General features: G+C 59.6%; 10 protein-coding genes and 1 pseudogene. 3 read left to right on the top strand and 8 right to left on the bottom strand.

What is annotated here, in order from left to right:
- Positions 1–93: 93 nt before the first annotated feature.
- From AC1EJZ_RS00840 to AC1EJZ_RS00820, 5 genes and pseudogenes are all read right to left on the bottom strand, one after another.
- Positions 94–411: pseudogene (locus AC1EJZ_RS00840) on the bottom strand (acetylxylan esterase); the annotation flags it as partial.
- A gap of 139 nt (positions 412–550) precedes the next feature.
- On the bottom strand, positions 551–2,284 hold the full coding sequence (locus AC1EJZ_RS00835; RefSeq protein WP_058237928.1) for a dipeptide ABC transporter ATP-binding protein: 1,734 nt from the start codon (positions 2,282–2,284) through the stop codon (positions 551–553).
- A gap of 191 nt (positions 2,285–2,475) precedes the next feature.
- Positions 2,476–3,450 carry an ABC transporter permease gene (locus AC1EJZ_RS00830; protein ID WP_058237537.1) on the bottom strand — a complete coding sequence of 325 codons (975 nt, stop codon included), beginning with the start codon at positions 3,448–3,450 and terminating at the stop codon, positions 2,476–2,478.
- A complete protein-coding gene (locus AC1EJZ_RS00825) occupies positions 3,443–4,369 on the bottom strand; it encodes an ABC transporter permease (protein WP_058237538.1) in 927 nt (308 codons plus the stop codon). Before AC1EJZ_RS00825 ends, AC1EJZ_RS00830 begins: the two co-directional genes overlap by 8 nt.
- Before the next feature lie 394 nt (positions 4,370–4,763).
- Positions 4,764–6,380 (bottom strand): peptide ABC transporter substrate-binding protein, encoded by a 1,617-nt coding sequence (locus tag AC1EJZ_RS00820; RefSeq protein ID WP_058237539.1) that lies wholly within the window; start codon positions 6,378–6,380, stop codon positions 4,764–4,766.
- Positions 6,381–6,714: 334 nt separating this feature from the next.
- Between AC1EJZ_RS00820 and coaE the strand changes: the two genes are divergently transcribed.
- Positions 6,715–7,407, top strand: coding sequence for a dephospho-CoA kinase (coaE, locus tag AC1EJZ_RS00815; protein WP_082628622.1), 693 nt, complete (start codon positions 6,715–6,717; stop codon positions 7,405–7,407).
- 57 nt (positions 7,408–7,464) lie between these two features.
- Here the strand turns inward: coaE and AC1EJZ_RS00810 are convergent, their stop codons facing one another.
- The 3 genes from AC1EJZ_RS00810 to AC1EJZ_RS00800 form a co-directional block, all read right to left on the bottom strand.
- A complete protein-coding gene (locus tag AC1EJZ_RS00810) occupies positions 7,465–11,913 on the bottom strand; it encodes a lamin tail domain-containing protein (RefSeq protein WP_480293779.1) in 4,449 nt (1,482 codons plus the stop codon).
- A gap of 122 nt (positions 11,914–12,035) precedes the next feature.
- Positions 12,036–13,430, bottom strand: a complete 1,395-nt coding sequence (locus tag AC1EJZ_RS00805) for a family 4 glycosyl hydrolase (RefSeq protein ID WP_480293778.1) — start codon at positions 13,428–13,430, stop codon at positions 12,036–12,038.
- Positions 13,427–14,221, bottom strand: a complete 795-nt coding sequence (locus tag AC1EJZ_RS00800) for a DeoR/GlpR family DNA-binding transcription regulator (protein ID WP_058237542.1) — start codon at positions 14,219–14,221, stop codon at positions 13,427–13,429. The genes AC1EJZ_RS00805 and AC1EJZ_RS00800 overlap by 4 nt, the downstream gene beginning before the upstream one ends.
- Before the next feature lie 131 nt (positions 14,222–14,352).
- Here AC1EJZ_RS00800 and AC1EJZ_RS00795 point away from each other — a divergent pair, with 131 nt between their 5' ends.
- Positions 14,353–15,330, top strand: a complete 978-nt coding sequence (locus AC1EJZ_RS00795) for a carbohydrate kinase family protein (RefSeq protein ID WP_480293777.1) — start codon at positions 14,353–14,355, stop codon at positions 15,328–15,330.
- A 27-nt stretch (positions 15,331–15,357) separates the two neighbouring features.
- Positions 15,358–16,737: an ABC transporter substrate-binding protein gene (locus AC1EJZ_RS00790; protein WP_193599957.1), complete on the top strand. Its 1,380-nt coding sequence runs from the start codon at positions 15,358–15,360 to the stop codon at positions 16,735–16,737.
- Positions 16,738–16,778: the final 41 nt, after the last annotated feature.

Here is a 16,778-nt window from a genome sequence, read left to right as displayed (position 1 = left end):
GCGGCTAGCGTGGCGAGCTCGGTGACGATGACTCGTCGAGCAGTGCGCGCAGCCACGTGAGCTGCTTGCTCCCTTCACTATCTGGCCACCTTCGTGCTGATTGAAGGGGTAGACGACGATTTCGGGGGCGTCCCCGGTCTGCGATGCGTCAGTCCTGCCCCACCAGTTTCGCGCCGCAAACACGGTCGAAGGTGGGCAGGTCATATCCATCTCCCCTGTTGAAAACAGAGCCGGCGTGCCGACAGTGACTCTCTTCGCCAGGTTCACTGCGTCGAAGTTGGACAGCGTGGTGAACACCGTGGCCACCTTGTGGCGCATGATCGACAGGTAGCGGAAAATTTCCTCGTAGGGTTCCTGTCCCGTCATGCCAGCGGCGCGTTCGAAGTGGCACAGGAACGGTACGTCCGGCATGGCTGCGAAACCCGGTGGTTCAGTGCGGTCGCTGCAATTGTGAGGCCGCCGCCCTAGCTTCCTCCGGCAGTGATGATCCGGTCCAGGCGTCGCTATGCGGCCCTGGCACTTGCCGACAGAGTTTGTCGCTGAGGGGTTCCTACAGGTTGAGCTGGATGGCTCGTCCCGGCACTGCGTCGATCAGCTCGCGCGTGTAGTCCTGCTTGGGGTGATCGAACAGTTCGTCGGACGGTGCCGCCTCGACGAGCTTGCCGTGCTCCATCACCACCACGTCATCAGCGATCTGACGCACCACCGCCAGGTCGTGCGTGATGAACAAGTAGGACAGCGAGAACTGTGCCTGCAGGTCATTAAGCAGGTGCAGAATCTGGTTCTGCACCAGCACGTCGAGGGCAGAGACAGCCTCGTCCAGCACAATCACTTCGGGCTTCAGTGCCAGGGCGCGGGCCACGGCGACGCGCTGACGCTGCCCACCGGACAGTTCGTTCGGATAGCGCCGCATGACCGAGCGCGGCAGAGCGACCAGGTCAAGCAGTTCCTGGGCCCGTGCGATGCGCTCCTTCTTGTTTCCGATCTTATGAACCTTCAGTGGTTCCTCGATAATGCGGAAGATCGAGTACATCGGGTCCAGTGACCCATAGGGATTCTGGAAGACAACCTGGAGCTTGCGGCGCAACTCAAACAGCTCTTTGGATGAGAATTGCGACGTGTCCTGCCCTTTGAAGAACACCTTGCCTTCGGTGGGAGTGAGCAAGTTGAGCACCATGTTGGCCACAGTGGACTTACCGGAACCGGATTCACCCACCAATGCCAGGGTTGTGCCCTTGCGCAATCCGAACGTGACGTCGTCAACGGCGCGCAGTTCCTTGGCTTCGCCGCGCGCACCGCGCACGTCAAAGACTTTCGTCAGATGTTCGACGCGCACGATCTCCTCGGTGGAGGACGCACCTGCTCCTGTACCGGTGAGTTCTTCGTCCGTCACTTTCACGCCGCGGGCGTGGGCGGACTCGATACGTGCCGATGCGAGCGAGGGGGCCGCCGACACCAGTCGCTTCGTGTACGGATGCTGCGGATGCTGCAGGATCTCCAGCGCGGGCCCGGATTCCACGATACGTCCGCGGTGCATGACGACCAGCTGCTCGGCGCGTTCAGCCGCCAGGCCAAGGTCGTGAGTAATGAACAGGACGGCTGTGCCCAGCTCACGAGTCATTGTGCCCAGGTGGTCAAGGATGCGGCGCTGAACTGTCACATCCAACGCGGAGGTCGGTTCGTCGGCAATGAGCAGCTTCGGGCGGGCAGCCAGACCGATCGCGATCAGGACGCGCTGGCGCATACCGCCGGAAAATTCGTGTGGGAACTGCTTGGTCCTCTTGCCGCCACCGGCAAGTCCGGCCTCTTCAAGCAGGTCTGCCACGCGCTGACCCACCTGCGAGGTGGGGACCACGTTGTTGGCCCGCAGAGCCTCACCGACCTGCTTACCGATACGGGTCACAGGGTTGAGGTTCGTCATCGGGTCCTGTGGGACCAGACCAATACCGGATCCACGCAGCTTCACCCACTCTTTAGTGGACAGATGCGTGGTGTCCTTGCCGTCAAATTCAATGCTTCCGCCTGTGACTTCACCGGTGCCGGGCAGCAGGCCGATGATCGCAGAGGCAGTCGTTGACTTGCCGGAACCGGACTCACCCACAATTGCCACGGTCTGGCCGGGGTAGATCGTCAGGTTGACTCCGCGCACGGCGGGAACTTTGCCGGTGGACGTGGTGAACGTGACTTCAAGGTCTTTGAGCTTGAGCAGCGGTTCAGCGTCATCTGGGTGGATGTCGCCTTGGTCTCGTGAATGCTCATTGACCACTTCTGGCGCATCGGACATGACAGTGCGGGTAACCAGCTTTTCGAGGCGTTCGTCTGTCAGCTCAGCGTCGGTCGAGTCACCCTCGTCAACGTCGGGCATAAAGCGGTTGTCACCCGAGTCGGAACTGGCCGGGTTGGGTGTGACCGGTCGCGACGCGGCGAACGTGGGGTCGTCGGGGTCAGGTGTCAGATCTGGATTACGTGGAGTTGTCACTTCTTACGCGCCTTCGGATCGAGGGCGTCACGCACGGCGTCGCCCATCATGATGAAGCTCAAAACGGTCAGTGCCAGCGCGATAGCCGGGTAGAACAGAACCATGGGCTGAACGCGCAGGGATGCTTGTGCCATCGAAATGTCGCCACCCCAGGACACCACGGACGACGGCAGACCGATACCCATGAATGACAGGGAGGCTTCGGCAACGATGAATGTTCCCAGTGCCACGGTTGCGTAGACGATCACCGGTGCCATTGCGTTCGGCAGGATGTGGCTGACCACGATATGCCAGCTCGATGCGCCGGTCGCGCGCGCTGCCGTCACGAATTCCTCGTTCTTGGTGGACATGACGGCGCCGCGGGTGATGCGCGCAATCTGCGTCCACCCGAAGCATGCCAGCACCAGGACGACCATCCACACATTGCGGTTGTCGCGGAACATCTGCATGAACACGATTGCGGCAAGGAGCAGCGGAACCGCGAAGAAGATGTCGATAATGCGGGAGATCACAGCGTCAACCCAGCCACCGAGGTATCCGGCGAGGGCGCCCAGCGATCCGCCGATCAGGACGACGGCGATGGTCGTGAAGACACCGACCGTCACTGAGGCGCGAGCGCCGTAGATGACGCGCGCGTAGATATCGCAGCCCTGTCGTTCGAAGCCGAAGGGGTGCCCGGGACCGGCTGGTTCAAGTGAATTGCCCAGTTCGCAAAAACGCGGGTCCTGTGAGGTGAACAGCTGCGGCACGAAGGCCATGAGGAGCGCGATGAAGATGATGATGGCTGCCACCCAGAACATGGGGCGCTTGCGCAGCTGCTTCCACGCTTCACCCCACATGGATGAGGGTGCTGAATCGTCAGCTACGGCGTCGACGGCACCCAGGCCGGTCTCGTCAATTTCAGAGACGTAGTGCTGTTGTCCATGGCGAGTGCGCTCAATGGACGCGGAAGGAATCAGATTCTCACTCATAGCGGATCCTCGGGTCGAGCCAGGCGTACAGAAGGTCAACGATCAGGTTCGCGATGATGTAGACAAGCACGAGCACAGTCGTGAAGGACACCACCGTTGCCGGCTCGCCCTTGATGACTGCTTGCCACAGCGTGCCGCCTACACCGTTGATGTTGAAAATGCCTTCTGTGATGATGGCGCCACCCATGAGGGCGCCGAGGTCACCGCCGAGGAATGTCACGACGGGGATCAGTGAGTTGCGCAGAATGTGGCGGCGCATGACCTGTCCGTTCGACAGGCCTTTTGCCCGCGCAGTGCGCACGAAGTCGGCCGCGGTGTGCTCAGACACTGACTGGCGCGTCAGTCGCAAGACGTAAGCCAGCGATTGGGCGCCCAGTACTATCGCCGGCATCAAAAGATTGGTGATCGTAGTCTTACTGCCCACCGTCGGTGGCAGGATGCCCCATTTCACGCCGACCAGGAACTGGAGTACGAAGCCGATAACGAAGGTCGGTACTGAGATGACCACGAGGGACAGAACCAGAACCGTTGAGTCGAAGAAGCCGCCTCGGCGCATGCCGGCGATGACACCGAAACCCACACCGAGGATCGCTTCGAAAAGCAGCGCCATCACTGCAAGCTTGATGGTGATGGGGAAGGCTCCCGCCATTACTTCGGCAACTGGACGACCCGAGAAGGTGGTTCCGAAATCGAGAGTGAAGACGCCCTTGAGGTACAGCAGGTACTGCATGTACAAAGGCTTGTCGAGGTTGTATTCCGCACGGATACGCGCCTGTACTTCCGGGTTGAGGCCACGGTCGCCTCCCAGGGCGGCAACGGGATCACCAGGCATCAGGTACACCATTGCGAAAATCAGGAACGTGGCTCCGAAGAAGACCGGGATGATCTGGAGGAGCCGTCGTCCGATATATCGGGACATTGGGTATTTCCTTCGGGGTGGACAGGACATGCTCGCCCCTCTGATTGCTCAGAATCGCGTGCATGTGTGCTACAGGATCACGGAGCTGACGCCTCGCGATCGTTTCGGCCACTCACCTTTTGCCGTGAGACCTGCCAACGTCGAATGTTCAACATCGTGCAAACTTCACGCCAAAATATGCAAGCTTCGCTTGGTGAGCGTATCACTAATTCTTTTAGTCTTGGGAGCCGAGTCGACTCTTGAGCGGCATTCGCGTCACTTTTGCACTGTATGACCCATCACATCAGAGACATGTTTGTGCAGGTCACTCGGTTGGACGTGAACATAGTTCTGTGGCGAACAGGGCATTCCTGGTCGCCACAGAACTATGTAGTGCTGATCTATACGGAGCAGATCACTGCTTGGTGATCAGGTAGTACATCGGAACGCTGTGCCAGTCGAATTTCACGTTGTCCACGTTCTCCGACCAGCCGGCGACCACGTTCGAGTACCACAGCGGGATTGCCGGCAGATCCTGGAAGAGGATCTCCTGGGCCTGATCCAGCAGCTTGTTGGACTCTTCCAGCGAGCTTGCGCCCGAGGACTTGGTCAGCAGTTCATCGAATGCAGGGTTCGAATAATTGCCGTCGTTCGCACTTGCGCCGGTGGCGTAAATCGGTGCCAGGAAGTTGTACTTACCGGGGTAGTCAGCCTGCCATCCGGCTCGCATGGCTCCCTTGATGGCGCCGTTGGTGACGTCGTCACGCAGTGACTTGAAGTCCGGGTAGGGGTTGCCTTCCGCTTCGATTCCGAGGGTGTTCTTGATGGAGTTGACCGTTGCGTCAACCCAACCCTGGTGACCGCCGTCAGAGTTGTAGGCAATGGTGAACTTGCCTTCGAACGGAGCGATGGCCTCAGCCTGTGCCCACAGTTCCTTCGCCTTGTCGGCATCGTAGGTCAGAACCTCGCTGCCGGGGATCGAGTCGTTGAAGCCGTCAACGACTGGTGAGGTGAAGTCCTTGGCAGGGGTGCGGGTACCGGAGAAGATCTTCTCGGTGACTTCTTCACGGTTGATCGCGTAGGAGATCGCCTGGCGACGCAGCTTGCCTTCTTCACCGGTGAAGTGCTCAAGGTCGTTCGGAATGGTGAATGCCTGGAAGATAGCAGCAGGCTGGTTCACCGAGCGCCCGTTGAGCTCGCTTTCGTAGGTCTGGAATGCGTTTTCAGGGATGGCGTCCAGCACGTCGAGGTTGTTGCCCACGAGGTCCTGGTAGGCCGCGTCCTGCTTGGCGTAGAAGGTGAAGTGGAGTCCACCGTTCTGCGGAGTGCGCTCACCCTTGTACTCGGGGTTCGGGACCAGTGAGAAGCCTTCGTTGTGAACCCATGCGCCTTCGCCGTCAGCCATGTAGGGGCCGTTGCCGACCGGGTTCTCGCCGCCGGCTTTAGGATCAGCCAGAGTAGAGTCGGGCAGCGGGTAGAAAGCTGAGTAGCCCAGACGCTGTTCGAAGTCAGCTTCCGGCTGCTTGAGCTTGATGGTGAAGGTGGTGTCGTCCACGACCTCGAGGCCGGTCAGATCGCCGTTGCCTTCCTCATCGGCACCTTCGATGGGTGCGAAGAAGTAAGCGGAGAGCATGGCCTCTTTTGCACCGAGCTTCCATGCCTCAACGAAGTTCTTGGCCTTCAGATCGGAGCCGTCAGAGAACTTCAGGCCTTCCTTCAGTTTGACGGTGTAGGTCTGATGGTCGTCAGTTTCGATGGACTCGGCCATTTCCATGTGGCTTGCGCCTGTCTCATCGTAGTAAGTCAGTCCGGCGAACAGCACGTCAAGAAGACGGCCACCGCCCGTTTCGTTCGTGTTCGCAGGGATCAGCGGGTTCTGAGGTTCAGATCCGTTGACCTCGACAATGCCGCCTGATGCTGCGGCACCGCTTTCACCACCGTTTCCTGATTGGTCGCCGCTGCCGCCGCCGCATGCGGTCAGTGCAAGGGCGAGGGCGGCCGGAACCGCCAGCCATGTTCTCTTAATCCTCATGGGATGCCTCCTGATTTTTATGCAGGTGCTTCTGGGCCGCTGTGTCACATACACAGGACACGGATGCCAGATGTCACAGACACTATCGATCAATCTGCCTCAAAGCGTTGAGAGTTCACCATGTGGAAGCTACAATTTGGTCACGAATTATCACGAAATGATCAAGAACTCGTCTTCATCATTGGAAACAAGCCGAAAGCTCACGTGGTGTCGTCGCGTCACTTTGAGACAAACCCTCATCTTTGCCTCAACTAATTGTGTCTGACTTCACACACTTTGGTCAAGACTTCGCCATGGGACCGTCACCAATTGATTTGTGACTACCCTTGAGTGCATGAAACCCAGCGCTGCAGGTCACGTCATCACGTGCGGAGAGGCACACGCGACGGCACTCCGCACACCGGAGCGTCGCATCACGCAACCGCCTGACGCACTACGTATCGGCATCAGCGGCGGAATCGGTTCCGGTAAGTCGGCGGTGGCGGACGTTTTTGCCCGCCACCATGCCACCGTCGCAGATGCCGACCAGATTGCCAGGGAGATCGTCGCACCCGGTTCACCCGCGCTGCACAACATCGCGCAGGCGTTCGGCACGGACATTCTCAACGCCGACGGCTCGTTGAATCGTCCGGCGCTGGCACAGCTCGTTTTTTCTGATCCGGCGCGGCGCACCCGCCTGGAGGCATTCACTCATCCGCGTATTGCTCGCGAGTCGGCGCGCATACTCGCCAGCGCACCTCCCGGCACCTTCGCTGTCTACGACGTTCCTCTGTTGGTCGAGGGTGGCCTGGCATCCACCTTTGACGTCGTCATCATGGTGGGTGCTCCGGTGCAGATCCGAGTCGAACGCCTCGTGAGCCGTGGTCTGACAGCTGACGATGCCCGCGAGCGCATCGATTCTCAGGCCAGTGAAGCTGAGCGACGGGCGGTGAGCGATGTGTGGATCGCGAACACGGGCACGGTCGCTGACCTCAATCAGGTGGTCGACCGACTCATCGACGAGTGGCTGACACCGCTGCTGTCATAGGCAGGCTCCCCACACCACCAGATGGCAGTGCGGGGAGTCTGACCAGATCCCTATCTGTCAGTGCGTATGACGGCGACGTCGCGTCGCCACCATCACGGCGCCCGCCATGCCGATCACGCTGACCGCTGCGAGCAGACCGCCATCAGCGCCGGTGGCTGACAGGTGACGCCCTCCCGCAGATACGTTTGGCGATGCACCGGGTTGCGCTGATTGACCGTGGCCGCGGTTCTGATCGGTTCCCGGCTCGGTCGGCTGAGTGCCCGGCTCGGTCGGCTCACCGACAGGCACCGCTGTGAACGTCAATACCGGTGAGATCACTTCACCACCGTTGACATCGCTGACCACCACGTACCAGCTATGTGTCCCCACCGGCACATCTTTCCACGTCGCACTGGCAGTGCCAGGTGTGGCAACACCCTCGGCAGTCCCAATGAGTCGGGTGGACAGCACGTCCGCGGAGAAGGTGTCCGTGCTGAGCACGCGCTGTGAAGGTGTGATTCCCAGCTGCGCATATGAGACATCGAAATGCTGGTACTCATACGGATTGTCGGAGCTGCCCAACAGCCCCTGATCATCGGAATTGTAGCGCTGCAGGGAAGGTGAATACGTGCGTACCATCATGCGCTGGCCTTCGTTGTCGAAATGCAGCAAGCGCAGGTAGCCCTGGCCACCCTCGGGAAGTGCCTGGTAGTCGAAGAGCATCGATGTCACGGTGCGCTCCGCTACGCCGTCCCCATCGTCATCGAAGCTGTCCGTGCGGGTGAACGCATCGTGGTAGTGCCCCGACATCACCATCCGCACATTCGGGTTCGTGGCGACGACCTCATCAAGGATGCGCTGCGGGATCGGACCGAGCCCACCGGTCGTCAGCATGAATTCGTGCAGGTCGATGATTGCGATGCGGTCCGGGTGAGCGGCCAGCACCTGATTCATCCATTCAATTTCCGCGTCCCCTGGTCCCCAGCCCTGGTAGACGGCAATGAAGTCGATGCCTCCGGCGGAGAACAGATCGAAGTGTCCGCGGTTGTCCTCATATGAGCCGCCGTACCACGGGTTAGCAGCGAAGCGTGCCTCACCGAAGTTCTTCGAATACTCCGAGTAGTCGTTGGCAAGGTGGCCAACATCGTGATTTCCTGCCAGAACGCCATAAGGGAATCCCGCCTCATCGAGCGTACGATACGCCGGATTGGCACGGTCCCACTGATGCTGCTGGTCGAAGTCGTCGATAATGTCACCTGTGTGGAACAGGTACTGGATATTCATGTTGGCCCGCTGATCCAGCAGGTACTGGTGGATGGCGAGCTGATGTGGGTAGTAGTCGTCGCGCTCGTTGTAGTACTGCGTGTCCGATTCCCAGGCGAGCGTGAAATCGTACGTGGAGCGCGCCTCGTCGTCGGCGTGCGCGGGAGTGACGGTGGACTCACGCGTCGTCAGGTTCTTCCCGGCCCACCCGTCGGAATGCTGGATCAGCACGGTAATCACACCATCATGCGCATACGTATCTGTCTTGACGAGGGCGTCCAGGTCAAATTTTTCGTACGCACCATCTGCTGCAGACGCGGCGCGCGTGCTGGCCGAATCCGTGCCTGGGCCAGTGATGTGGCGGTCGACCTCATCCCAGGATCCGTCAGCGGCGCGCACGCGCATCGACACCTGAGCGTTCCGTTCAGCCTGTCCGGACCAGTGCACACGCACCGTGCTGCCAGCGTCGCTGTCGCTGACAGGAATCTCGAACAGTTCATACGGGAAGGCATCATCTGAGGTGACCTGTTTGACCACATCATCATCCTGGGCAAGCTGCTCGATCTCGTCACTGGTGAGCGGACGAGCTGACTCACGCTCAGCTTGGGCAGCGTCATTCACTGTTCCGGAGGCGGTGCGAATGGTGCTGTTGTCCACGCGTTCACCTTCGTAGAATTTTGCGGTGACCTGGTCGCCTGCTTCATCATCCACGTGGGCGCTCAGTACCACATCGCCGGCTTCCACACGGGCACCATCACCAGGAGTGAAGGTTGCAACCGTGGGGTCTTCCACGGGCGTCGTGAAGTGGGTGGTGACAGTTGCGGAGTTCCCCAGTTTGTCCACGGCAATGACGGTCAATTCATGGTTGCCGGCCGGCAGTGACGTCGACGAGGTGGTCAGCGGAAGGGTGATGTCCTTGCCGTCGAGTGTTGCGCTGAGTGAATCCAGTCCAATCCCACTGTCAGTGGCGGTGGGATTGACGGTGATGTCACCCTGGAGCAGGGCGCCCTCGTCAATGTGTGTCTCGATGACCGGAGCCGTGTTGTCGACCCGCAGGACACGTGTGACGTTGTGCTGGGTGCCGTCCACTGTTGCCTGCGCGGTGATGGTGTGCGTGCCGTCTATTGCTGTCGTGGTGTCCCACGCGTGGCGAGCGCCGGTGAACGCGTCGTCAGGAATGTCGAACGTCGCGTCAAAGAAATCGTGCTTGCCTGTGGAATCGCCCATGCGCAGCCATTGTGTGGCATCGGAGTATCCGCGTGGGGTGAGCGTGCGTCCGTCCGGCAGGATCAGTCGCAATGCACGCACATCGAAATCGTCGTTATTTTCGTTCTCGTCAATCCCGGGTTTGGCTTTGGTACCCGCGTAGATCGAGGCGGTTACGGCCTGTCCGTCCATGTAGACCAGGGGCACGGGCGTTGAAATGGTCTTGATCTCGCTGTAGGTACCCTCATCGAAAATCGTCAGGATGTCGCCATTGGGGGCCAGCACGCCGTTGCGGAAGAACGTGTCAGTCTGCGTGGCTTCGAAGGCGAAGACCGGCTCACCTTCCAGTGAGGCTTCCGTCTGCACGTTCGTGCCATCGATCGTCATCGTGATTGACGAGGGGGCATCGGTCGCCGCAATCAGGTCGGTGGTGCCGGACACCCAGTCATTGTCGGCGTGGTTGATACGCAAGGGGTCAGTGGTTGCTCCCTGGATGGCAACTCGTACGGGAGCGGTGGTTTTGGTGAAGGTTCCGTCCGTGTAGGTCAGCGTGTAGTCGAACCAGCGTTTGCCGGTCATGTCAGCGGCAGGCACCTCGAAGGTGAAGTGCGTGACGTCTTCGCTGTCATGTGTCAAGTTGATCGCGCGCGAATCTTGATCGGCGCTTGACTTCATGTTCAGTGTCACCGTCTTGACGCTGGTGTTGTCCGTGATGGTGAAGTCGAATGTCAGTGGCTGGTCGGCGCGAACTGTGGATGGGGTGGCATCTGTCAGCGCCGGTTCCTGCGTGTCTGCGGCCAGCGCGACCAGGGGCCTGGGGAGCTGGGCAGCCATCAGTGTGCCCGGCGATGCCGGGTGAGTGCCAATGCGGCCCTGTGTGGTGAGGTCGTCCGTGTTCACGCAGAAATGGAATCCCTTGTTGTATTCGACCTCTTTGCCGTTCATGTTGTAGTAGGCCCGGTTAATGACCGTGCCGGTATTCGTCTGGATCTGCATGCCGCGAGCGCCACCATTGGCCATGCCACCTGAGTAGATTTCCACCAGGTCCTGGCCCATAGTCAGCGACGTACCCCACTGCTTGTTGAAATCGGCTGCGCCCAGATCATTGTTGTTGCCGTTCCTGATCCAGAACACCAGGGTTTTTCCGGGTTGGATCACGACGTTGTCAGGGGTGGAGGGCCACAGTGCCGAGCTCTTCGAATCGGGGTACAGGTAGCTGAGCGTGTAGTTGGAGAAATCGATGGGCTGGTCGGTGGTGTTGGCAATCTCAATGAACTCATAGCCATCTGAGCCGGACACGTTATCTGTGTCGGGTACGAGTTCGGTGATCATCAGAGGTGCTGCCGTGTCAGGTGCGTCCTGTGCCGACGTGGGGTCATCGGGGTCTGGCTGACCTGACTGGTCGCCCGGATCTGGCTGAGAGGTGCGGACGAACTGTTCGTCGCGGACAGTGCCAGGTGTTGCAGTGGCCTGCGACGCCAGCAACGTCATCGACTGGGTGTCTGATACGGCGAATTCTGCGACTTTGTTGGCTCCAACGGATCCGGCCGGGTAGTACGACCACGATTCGATTTGCCCGTCTTTGAGGACCCGGATTCCGCGCTCACCTTTATTGGCCATACCTGCCTGGCCGGTGATGCGCACAATCCTGGCGGTGTTGCTCATGGACCAGTTGGTGCGAAAATCTGCGTCCGTGCGAGCAAAGGAATCGAGGTTCTTCGCCGTGTAGGACAGCCACATGATGATTGTTTCGCCTGGGCTGAGGGTCAGGTTGGCGTCGTCAACCGTCAGTTGTTTGTCCTGGGATCGGTCATCGGAATCGGCGTAAGTGTAAGCGAAAGAGTACTTCTGTTCAGCAAGGTTGATCGCCGCATCCGTCGTGTTATGGATTTCGAAGTATTCGTATTCGTCAGAGCCGGTATTGTCGGGCGCAATCTCCGTGATCATGAGCGGCGGAGCGGTGGTCTCAGCCTGTGCCGGGCCACCGCTCCACACGCTCGTCATCATCAGAGCTGCCGCCACTCCCATAATGAGGGCACGAGGTCGAACTGAAAACATGTGTATGTACTCCATCAGTCAGCAAAAATCACTATGACTTCACTGACGCTAATGACGCAGTTCAACCACCCGGTAAACACTGCCTAACGTGTAGGTCTACCGGTGTGTGAGCCTTCTTTCCTTTATTCGAAAACCTTCGCGATCTGGGGACTTTGGTCGATGTAACCCTCCAGCACGCGGCGTGCCACGGCAACGGAATCGACCAATGGGTGGTTGGCCATTGCGCGCCATGCAAGGGTGCTGTCCCCCTGCGTTGCCGCTTCGATCACGAGTTCCTCACACCCCTTGACGGTGGTGATGAGTCCGAGTTCGGGACCGGTCACAGGCCGCACGTGCTGCGGATGAACTCCGTCAGCGTCGACGCGACAGGGCACTTCAATCACCGCGTCTTCGCGCAATTGCGGCACGATCAGATCACCGTCCGCATCCGAGTTGCCCACACCCAGGATCATGCGTGCGCGTGTGCCGGTGGTCAGCGAGTTCATCAAATCGAAGGCGACCTGCTGGTAGCCACCTGCGGCGATGTCTTCGTCACGACGGTTGGCGCGGTCTTCCTCATCACGGGATTCGGCCATGTAGGTCGCTTCGCGCTCGTCATGGACCCTGGTCCATGCGGCTGCGGCATCGTGGTCGCTCGCTCCGGCGGCTTCGTCATAGAAAGCGCTTTGCTGCTTGTCGAGGAATTCGCCGCGTGTAGCCTTTTCCTGCCTGATCCGGGCGACTGATTCGCGGTTGAGGTAGTAGTAGAAGAGGTATTCGTTGGGCAACATTCCCAGTTCGCGCACCCACTCAAAACCGATTGTGCGTGCCTCTTCGATGTGATCCAACGCGGCATCGTCGGCCAACAGGTCAGGCAGACGATCTGTGCCGTCCAGTTCCAGCGACCGCAGCCACCCCAGGTGGTTCAGGCCCACGTAGTCGAATGTGAGACGAGGATCGTCCTGGTCAACCCAGTGATGATCGATGCCTGCCGCCGCGCTGACACGGCGCACCAGTCCGATCGGCGTATCGCAAATACCAATCACACGGGAGCCCAGTTCGCGCCGCATCGCCTGAGTAATGATTCCGGCAGGATTCGTAAAGTTGATGACCCACGCATCGGGAGCCACCTCGCGCACTGCACGAGCCAGTTCCATCGCGATGGGCAGTGTACGGAACGCATAGGCATAGCCACCCACCCCGACCGTTTCCTGTCCGAGGATTCCTTCGGCCAGCGCAACACGCTCGTCAGTGACACGTCCGGCTGTGCCGCCCACTCGTATGGCTGAGAAGACGAAGTTGGCTCCCGTGAGGGCCTGGCGCAGGTCGGTGGAGGCGGTCAGTGTCGGTGGATGGGCGAAATCCATTCCGCGGATGACCGCCATCATGACGTCGAGCCTGCGCTGATCGATGTCATAGAGGGCCACTTCGTCGACGTTCAGGCCGCTATGAGGCCCCTTGCCCTCGCGTGCTGCTGAAAGAACTTCGATGATCTGCGGGACGCGGAATCCGCCTCCGCCTGCAATTACAAGTTTCATGCGCTGATCACTTTCGTGTTTGTTCCCTCAAGCTCTGCCAGTGAGGGGGTGGTGGATATTTCGGCGGTCGTCACAACACCCGTCAAGTCACTGAGATGGCACACGGTCAGCAGGCCTGATCCCGGAAACTTGTCCGATGACGCGACGGCGAAGGTTTGTTCAGAATGCGCGATGATTGATTTCTTGATGGGCACTTCCATTCCGGTCGAATCCATCAAAGCGCCGGAATGGCGGACACCCGAGGTGCCAACGAATGCGATGTCAGCTCTGATTGCCTCCAGTGCATGTTCAGTGAGGCTGCCGACCAGTGACAGGTAGTTTGTTCGCAACACACCACCCAGTACGACAAGCGTTGCTTCACATTCGCCTCGCAGTTCGTCTGCGACAGCCAGGGAGGCAGTGACAACGGTCACGTCGCGATGCCTGAGATGGCGGGCCACCATCACGCCGGTGGTGCCGATGTCGATGAGGACGACCGACTGATCGGGTACGAGGGCTGCAGCTGACCTGCCGATACGATCCTTCTCTTCGGCTGATCGCATAGCAACCGTGGCAAAAGGCAGGTCCTGTGTATCGTGAGGGGATTCGCTCAGGGCTCTAAAGCTGGGTACACCGCCGTGAATTCCGCCGCCGCGCACGCGCGTCAGTGCGCCTTGCTCATCCAGACGGTTCAGGTCGCGCCGAATCGTTGACTCGGAGGTGCCGAAGTGCTGTGCCAGATCGGATACTGACATACTGCCGCGGTCATGTACCAAGTCAAGGATTCTGGCACGACGCTGATAAGCCAACATAGTGCCAATTATAACGAAATTCTTTCAATTGTGAGCAATATTGGTCATTTGCAAGCACAATGCGCCGAAATATCGCTACAGTGTGATGAGAACAAGATCACGTTCAGTTCCACATTGGCAAGGAGGCATCCGTGGGCACTGTGTCGTCAGATGGATCAACCTGCGTCATTGGCCCTGTCTTCCTTGACGTTGTCATGTCGGGACTTGCAGGCCCCCCGCGCCCAGGTGAAGAACAATGGGTATCAGGATGCGCCATCACTGCAGGTGGAGCAGCAAACCAGGCCATCGCTATTGCGCGTTTACTTCAGGCGCCTGACACAGACGATTCCTCCCGTCCACGCCTGGTCGCCACTATCGGCCAGGATCGAGCAGGTCATCTGGTGGCCGACATCCTGACCAGTGAAGGTATTGACCTGAGGTGGGCGAGCAGATGTGACCGCCAGAATGTCACGACGTCGCTGGCATTCAACGGTGACCGGGCAATGGTGACCTATGGCTCGGAGAGCGTCTCACTGTTGGCAGATGTCATCCAGGGGGATCACCCGGCCGCCCTCGTCGCTGACATGAATGCGATTAACGCCAACCACGACAGCATTGCTCAGTGGGGTGATGTGTGGGTGCTGGGCGATGTTGGTTGGGACCCAAGCGGGCAGTGGGATATCAACAATCTGCGCGGCCTTGACGTCACCGATGTGTTCACTCCCAACGAGACTGAAGCGATGCGGTACACACGCACCGACAGCGTCGAGGAGGCAGCCCGGGCACTGTCGAAGAAGGTGCCGCTGGTGGTTGTCACCTGCGGGCCGAGGGGAGCTGTCGCCTGCGATGGAACGGACCTGTTCACGGTCCCGGCCCTGGATATCCCTGTTGTTGACCCGACGGGAGCCGGAGACGTGTTCTCAGCGGGCCTGACCTTCGCTCACCATGCGGGGCTCCAACCGCGCGCCGCAGTTTCCCTGGCAATCGCTGCCAGTAACTACACGGTTCGCTTCCCCGGCGGCTCATCCAGCGCGCCGACCGGCTCCGACCTGCACCACTGGGTCGCGAGCCTTTCGCGAGACCTCACCAAGGGACTTGACCTGACTTTTCTTGATGTACTCAACGTTTAAATGACACGACCGAAAGGATGTAACACGATGAAGTATTCTTCTCACGGCTCGGCAATGGTTGCCGGACTGGCGTGCCTGGCACTGATGGCGGGGTGTGCTCCCAGCGGCGGAAACGGAGGCCAGACCAGTGGCGACTCCGGCTCCCAGTCGACGGCAGCATCCGAAGTATCAACCGATATTTCGAACGCCCCCGAACAGACACTTGTGGTGTGGGACCAGGAAGTGCGCGGCGGCCAGAATGAACAGATCGAGCGCCTCAACAAAGCGTTCATGGAGAAGTACCCGAACATCACCATCGAGCGCAACTCCCAGTCCTTTGACGATCTGCAGACCACACTGCGACTGGCTCTGACCGGCGCGGATGCGCCTGACGTTGTGCAGGCCAACAACTCGCGTTCCATGATGGGCCAGTTCGTCCAAGCTGGACAGATCCAGTGCCTCGACCCGTATGTGGAGGCCTACAAGTGGAACGAAACCTTCGCTGAAGGCATCCTGGCGAACTCTTCGTACTCCTCTGATGCCACCAAGTTCGGTGAAGGCTGCGTCTACGGCCTGCCGCAGGTCGGCGAATCAGTGGGGATCTACTACTCGAAGGCCAAGCTCGCTGACCTCGGCCTGAAGGAGCCCACAACCTGGCAGGAACTGGCCGACCAGCTGCCGACCATCAAGGAAGCCGGTGAAACACCGCTGATGCTCGGTAACGTCGAGAAGTGGCCGGGACTGCACGTCTTCGGCGTCGTGCAGGGCGCACATGTGGACGCAGATACCGTGCGTTCGCTCGGCTTCGGTAACGCAGGTGCTTCGTGGAAGACACCGGAAAACGTTGCTGCCGCCACGCAGATCCAGGAATGGGCCAAGAACGGCTTCTTCAACGACGGCTTCAACGGCGCTGACTACGACAGCACTTGGCAGGATTTCGCCGGCGGCAAGGGCGTGTACCTGATTGCCGGTTCATGGCTCGCACCTGACCTGCTCGAAGCGATGGGTGAAGATGTCGGCTTCATGCTGCCGCCAATGGCCGAAGGAATGGATGCGCCGCAGACCACCGGCGGCACCGGATTGCCGTTCGCCATCACGTCAGCCGCGAAGGATGTCAACGTCGCTGCGGCCTACATCGACTTCCTGACGAACGCCGATGCGATGAAGGTTCTGGCTGAAACCGGAAACGTGCCCGTCAACGATACGGCTACCTACGCCGCCAACGAGAAGGGCGTCGTGGCCGATGTCATGAACGCCTTCGACACGTTGACGAACTCCGGCAACGTTCTGCCGTACCTCGACTACGCCACCCCGACCTTCGATCAGGTTCTTGGTGACGCACTGCAGGGACTGCTTGATTCGCAGATCACCCCTGACCAGTTCGTCGACACTCTGGAGACGGCGTACACCGAATTCACCAACCAATAATGCAGCCGGTCGCCCTCGTTCGTCTTTCATGATCAACGAGG

The organism is Pauljensenia sp. C0170B5 (assembly GCF_056590195.1).
Note: the sequence above shows the minus strand (reverse complement) of the source record. Positions and strands in the feature narration are given on the sequence as shown.